The organism is Marinobacter sp. UBA2498, assembly GCF_002341575.1.
GTDB classification, from domain to species: domain Bacteria; phylum Pseudomonadota; class Gammaproteobacteria; order Pseudomonadales; family Oleiphilaceae; genus Marinobacter; species Marinobacter manganoxydans.
In genome coordinates this window covers 334-6,411 of sequence record NZ_DDOI01000089.1, presented here as the reverse complement: position 1 = coordinate 6,411, position 6,078 = coordinate 334, and the positions used below count along the sequence as shown (strand labels likewise).

General features: G+C 57.6%; 5 protein-coding genes and 1 pseudogene. 4 read left to right on the top strand and 2 right to left on the bottom strand.

Features of this window, described 5'->3' with window-relative positions:
* Together B2W52_RS12335 and B2W52_RS12330 are read left to right on the top strand one after the other, a co-directional pair.
* Positions 1-334: sulfite exporter TauE/SafE family protein (locus B2W52_RS12335; RefSeq protein ID WP_286803292.1), on the top strand; the 334-nt coding region annotated here is incomplete at its 5' end.
* Between the two features lie 26 nt (positions 335-360).
* Positions 361-1,353, top strand: a complete 993-nt coding sequence (locus B2W52_RS12330) for a zinc-dependent alcohol dehydrogenase family protein (RefSeq protein WP_008174991.1) — start codon at positions 361-363, stop codon at positions 1,351-1,353.
* A gap of 74 nt (positions 1,354-1,427) precedes the next feature.
* Here B2W52_RS12330 and B2W52_RS12325 read toward each other — a convergent pair whose 3' ends face one another.
* Entirely contained in the window at positions 1,428-4,022 is a 2,595-nt protein-coding gene (locus tag B2W52_RS12325) for a bifunctional aconitate hydratase 2/2-methylisocitrate dehydratase (protein WP_286803342.1), read from the bottom strand.
* A gap of 256 nt (positions 4,023-4,278) precedes the next feature.
* Here B2W52_RS12325 and B2W52_RS12320 point away from each other — a divergent pair, with 256 nt between their 5' ends.
* The gene (locus B2W52_RS12320) at positions 4,279-4,887 is read left to right on the top strand and encodes a MiaE family protein (protein ID WP_008174995.1); all 609 of its coding nucleotides are present in this window, start codon (positions 4,279-4,281) and stop codon (positions 4,885-4,887) included.
* Here B2W52_RS12320 and B2W52_RS12315 read toward each other — a convergent pair.
* Positions 4,879-5,763, bottom strand: coding sequence for a LysR family transcriptional regulator (locus B2W52_RS12315; protein WP_008174997.1), 885 nt, complete (start codon positions 5,761-5,763; stop codon positions 4,879-4,881). The genes B2W52_RS12320 and B2W52_RS12315 overlap by 9 nt on opposite strands.
* Before the next feature lie 145 nt (positions 5,764-5,908).
* Between B2W52_RS12315 and B2W52_RS12310 the strand changes: the two are divergent.
* A pseudogene (locus B2W52_RS12310) lies at positions 5,909-6,078 on the top strand (ferredoxin--NADP reductase); the annotation flags it as partial.

Genomic DNA, 6,078 nt, shown 5'->3' with positions numbered 1-6,078 from the left:
GGCGATGTTTGTGGTTGGCATGTACGGCGGGTTTATACAGGTCGGCGTTGGTGTGCTGTTCATCGTGGTGCTTTACCACATGCTGAAAATCGACCTGAGGCAGGTGAACGTGCTCAAGGTTTCCATCGTGCTGCCCTTTACCTTTGCCGCGCTGGTGGTATTCGCTATCAACGATCAGGTGCGCTGGAGTGTCGGGCTGACCCTGGCTCTTGGCAATGTCACCGGTGCCTTTATAGCAACCCGGGTAAACATGAGCAAGCAGGGCGCGCGCTGGGTCAAGGGAATAACCCTGATAATGGTGGCGGCTATTCTGGTTCGACTGATCCTGTACTGATCATGATTTGAGGAGGTATAGAAAAAATGAAAGCAATGGTCATTGAAGAGTTTGGCGGGCCGGATGTGTTCGTTGAGCGGGAAGTGGACACACCAGAGCCTGATGAAGGTCAGGTTCGCATCAGGGTGGTGGCTTCCAGTGTGAACCCGCTCGAAACCAAAATTCGTTCAGGGCTGGTGAAAACCGGCCCGGCAATGCCCGCGATCCTGAATGGTGACGTCTCGGGAGTGGTGGATAAGGTTGGCCCCGGTGTGGCCGGCTTTGCCGAAGGCGATGAAGTGTTTGGATGCGCCGGTGGCGTCGGGGGCTGGCAGGGCGCGCTGGCAGATTTCATGATCGCCGATGTTCGATTGCTGGGTAAGCGTACTCCGGCCATGGAATTGCCTCTGGCTGATTGTGCGGCATTGCCGCTGGTGTTCCTGACTGCCTGGAGCGCCCTGGTCGATCGGGCGGGGATTCAGCCCGGTGAGCATGTGCTGATTCATGCCGGCACCGGTGGCGTCGGCCACGTTGCCATCCAGATTGCCAAATACCTGGGTGCCCGGGTCGCCACCACCGTCTCAAACGAAGCGAAAGCGGAGCAGGCGCGGGCACTGGGTGCCGACGACATTATCTTTTACCGGGATGAGTCGGTAGAGGACTACAAGCAGCGCCTGACAAACGGCAAGGGCTTCAGCCTGGTGTTCGATACCGTCGGTGGTGGAAACGTGGACAAGTCCATTGAGGCCGCGGCAGTGAATGGTCGCCTGTGCTCAATCAATACCCGGTCAACCCATGATCTCAGTCAGATGCACGCCAAGAGTCTGACCCTGCACGTGATCTTCCGTTCGATTTCGCTATTACACGGGATCGGCATGGACGATCAGCCACGATTGGTGAAGGCATTGTGTGACATGCTGGAGCAGGGCAAGGTCAAACCGTTGCTGGATACTCAACGCTACAAGTTCACCCAGATCAGTGACGCGCATCGTCGTATTGAGTCGGGTGAGGCTGTCGGCAAAATCCTGCTTGAGCGATAAGCTTTTCGGGGCATAAAAAAACGCCAGCCCGAGGGCTGGCGTTTTTCGTGGAGATTACCGTAAAGGCTTGATGCTCAGGCGACATTCGCCTCAGCAGCCTTCTTGGTGTAGTTCTCCATCTGGTCGAAGTTGAGATACTTGTAGATCTCTTTCGACATGCTGTTCAGGTCCTTGGCGTACTCCATGTACTCCTGCGGGGAGGGGAGTTTGCCCAGAACCGCGCCAACCGCTGCCAGTTCCGCTGAGGTCAGGTACACGTTGGCACCATCACCGAGACGGTTCGGGAAGTTACGGGTGGAAGTGGACAGTACCGTCGACTTCGGAGCTACGCGTGCCTGGTTACCCATGCACAGGGAGCAGCCCGGCATCTCGGTGCGAACACCGGCGGTGCCGTAGGTGTTGAAGTAACCTTCTTCCATCAGCTGCGCCTGATCCATCTTGGTCGGCGGCGACATCCACAGACGCGTGCTCAGCGGGCCTTTGTGCTGCTCAAGCAGTTTGCCGGCGGCGCGGAAGTGACCGATGTTGGTCATGCAGGAGCCAATGAATACTTCGTCAACCTTGTCGCCAGCCACTTCGGACAGGAACTTGGCATCGTCCGGATCATTCGGGCAGCATACGATCGGCTCTTTGATGTCAGCCAGATCGATTTCGATGACGTGTGCATACTCGGCATCTTTGTCGGCACGCATGAGCTTCGGATCAGCCAGCCACTCTTCCATCTGCTGGGCACGACGCTCCAGGGTACGCGGATCGCCGTAACCCTCGGCAATCATCCAGCGCAACATGGTGATGTTGGAACGCAGGTACTCGGCCACGGAGTCTTCAGACAGGTTGATGGTACAACCCGCGGCGGAACGCTCGGCGGAAGCGTCAGACAACTCGAACGCCTGCTCAACGGTCAGGTGCTCAAGGCCTTCAATTTCCAGGATGCGGCCGGAGAATTCGTTGATCTTGCCTTTCTTCTCAACGGTCAGCATGCCTTGCTTGATGCCGTACAGCGGGATGGCGTGTACCAGATCGCGCAGGGTGATGCCGGGCTGCATTTCGCCCTTGAAGCGAACCAGAACGGATTCCGGCATGTCCAGAGGCATAACGCCGGTCGCCGCGGCAAACGCTACCAGACCGGAACCGGCCGGGAAGGAGATGCCCATCGGGAAACGGGTGTGGGAGTCACCACCGGTGCCCACGGTGTCCGGCAGCAGCATGCGGTTCAGCCAGGAGTGGATGATGCCGTCGCCCGGGCGCAGTGAAACACCGCCGCGGGTACGGATAAAGTCCGGCATGGTGTGCTGCATTTCCACGTCAACCGGCTTCGGGTAGGCAGCGGTGTGGCAGAAAGACTGCATAACCAGGTCAGCCTGGAAGCCAAGACACGCCAAGTCTTTGAGTTCGTCCCGGGTCATCGGACCGGTGGTGTCCTGGGAGCCTACGGTGGTCATGTGCGGCTCGCAGTAGGTGTTCGGACGAACGCCTTTGCCTTCTTCCAGGCCACAGGCCTTGCCAACCATCTTCTGGGCCAGGGTGAAGCCTTTGGTGCCGGCTTCGGGATCTTTTGGCAGGCGGAACAGGTCGGTCGCGCCCATGCCCAGTGCTGTGCGGGCCTTGGCAGTCAGGCCACGACCGATGATCAGCGGGATACGGCCGCCGGCCTGAACTTCGTCCAGGATCACATCAGACTTGAACTTGAACTCGGAGATAGTCTCGCCGGCCTCGTTCAGGATCTTGCCGTCATACGGGCGGATCTCGATAACATCGCCCATGTTCATGTCGTCGACGGGGGCTTCGAACACCAGGGCACCGGCATCTTCCATGGTGTTGAAGAAGATGGGAGCGACCTTGTTACCGATGCAGACACCGCCGGCACGCTTGTTCGGCACGCCCGGAATGTCGTCACCGAAGAACCACAGAACGGAGTTGGTGGCCGACTTACGGGAGGAACCGGTACCGACAACATCACCTACGAAGGCTACAGGCAGGCCTTTGGACTTGATCTCGTCGATCTGGCTCATGGGACCGGTAACGCCGGGCTCTTCCGGCTTCAGGCCGTCGCGTTCCATTTTGTAGGCAGCGCGGGCATGCAGCGGGATGTCCGGACGGGACCAGGCATCCGGAGCCGGAGACAGGTCGTCGGTGTTGGTTTCGCCAGTGACCTTGAACACCACCATCTTGGTGCTCTCTGGTACCTTCTTCTTGTTGGTGAACCACTCGCCGTTGGCCCAGGATTCGATAACTGCCTTGGCAACCGGATTGCCAGCGTCCATCTTTTCCTTCACGTCGTTGAAGGCGTCGAACATCAGCAGGGTGCGCTTCAGCTGCTCACCGGCCAGCTCAGCCAGCTCGGAGTCGTCCAGAAGATCAACCAGGGTCGCAATGTTATAGCCACCCTGCATCATGCCCAGCAGCTTGACTGCTGTCGGCTTGTCCAGCAGCGGAGAGGAGGCTTCGCCTTTTACGATAGCAGTCAGGAACGCGGCCTTTACGTAGGCGGCTTCGTCGACACCCGGCGGTACGCGGTTTTCCAGGAGATACACCAGGGTGTCTTCCTCGCCGGCCGGCGGGTTTTTCAGCAGATCGACCAGAGCAGCAGTCTGCTCGGCGTTCAGGGGCTTGGGAGGAATACCCAGGGCTTCACGTTCGGCAACGTGTTCACGATAGGCTTCTAACACGATATGGACCCTCATCAGTTGGAATGTCCCGCGCCGTTGGCTTCATGCCTTGGCGGGAGGTTTTGGCGGAAAGGCCGCAGGAGCCTCTGAATAATGCCTCAAATCACCGATGGGGTTTCAGGGTTTATTCAGAGACTCCTTTATCTGGCGCTGCATTCTATAGGAAACCCCTTATAAAGTTAAGTTGGACAGAGGTCGGAGGAATCTGTTAAGTGCGCTATACTCGCCGCCCGCAAATCAACAACTGTATTCAACCATGAACGACGCCCTGCAAGAGATTCACAACTTCCTGCCGTGCCGGACCCCTCAGCAATGGATCGACAATGCCCTGGCGAACCAGGACCTGATGCTGATCGATCACGCCCATTGCGAAAAGAAGGCCGCCTCCACCGCGCTCAGCCTGATGTACCGGTACGTTGACAACACCGACCTGCTGAACAAGATGTCCCGGCTGGCCCGTGAGGAGCTCCGGCATTTCGAGCAGGTGCTCGCGATTATGAAAAAGCGCGGCGTGGACTATTGCCATCTTACCCCGGCCCGATACGCGGCAGGATTAAGACAGGAAGTCCGGTCAGAAGATCCTGGCCGCCTGGTGGATGTGTTGATTGTGGGCGCCATTATCGAGGCGCGCTCCTGTGAACGGTTTGCCGCGCTCGCTCCGTTCCTGGATGAGAAGCTGGCGGATTTCTACACCAGTTTGCTGAAGTCCGAAGCCCGGCATTACCAGGACTACTTGACTCTGGCCGAGCAGGCCGCTGGTGAACCGATCGCGGCCCGTGCGGAGGATTTTCTGGCCCTGGAGCGGGCGTTGATTGAAGATCCGGATCAGGAGTTTCGCTTTCACAGCGGGCCCATCTCAGCGTAACTGCCGACAAAGCTCTATCCAGGCATCAATTCCGGCGCTACGGTATTTCTGCTTGTGCAGGATGAAATAGAACTGCCGATCAAACTGACGGTGTTCCGGTACCGTCAGTGGCACCAGACTTCCGCGCTTGAACGCGTCGGCCAGCACCACTTCCGAAAGGCAGCCAATGCCCAGGTCGGCTTCCACTGCCCGTTTTATGGCCTCGGTGTGTTCCAGCTCCAGCAGCACATTCAGATCCGGCAACAGGCCGTGCATGCCCCGCTCAAAACTCTGGCGGGTTCCTGACCCCTGCTCACGCATGATCCAGGTGGCGGTGCGCAGGTCTTCATCCGTCAGTGATGTTTTTTGGGCCAGTGGATGGGTGGGTGAACAGAACACCACCAACTCATCTCCCCGCCAGGGCAATACATCCAGTTCTGAAGACTGCAATTCCCCCTCGATCAAACCAATATCCAGCTCGAAGTCCCTCACTCGTCTTGCGATGGTGCTGGTATTGGCGACTTCGAGGGAGACTCTGGGATGGGTAGGGGTATTCATGTATTGGGCCATGACCCCCACGGCCAAATAGTTCCCGATAGTCAGGGTGGCCCCGACTTTCAGGGCGCCCACCTCCGTGTGTTTGCTGAAGGCCTGTTCCAGCTCATTGGCCTGGGCAAGGACGGCCTCCACCTTGGGGCGGTAAAGCCGCCCCAGCTCGTTTAACTGGAGCCGTTTGCCAACGCGGTCGAACAGCTGGATGTCGAACTGGTTTTCCAGTTCTTTCAGCGCACTGCTGGCTGCCGATTGCGACATGGCCAGCGATTCGGCAGCACGGGTAATGTTCTGGAAATGGGCGGCTGCCAGGAAAACTTCCAGCTGTCGAAAACTGTACTTCATAACTTTTCGCTCTTAATCGGCTCACTCGAATAAGGTTATGAGAATATCCCATTTTCCCGATAGGTTAGTGTCGGGTTAGACTTAGCGCAATCCAAAATTGAATCATTCGCCGTAAGAAAGCGTAACGAACAGGCAAGAGGTTTACATGAGCAACCTGATTAAAGAGAAAGTTACCAGCGTCCATCACTGGAACGATACCCTGTTCAGCTTTACCACAAGCCGTGATCCGGGCTTCCGTTTCAAGAACGGGCACTTTGTCATGATCGGCCTGGAGACCGAGGGTAAGCCTTTGATGCGCGCTTACAGTATCGCCAG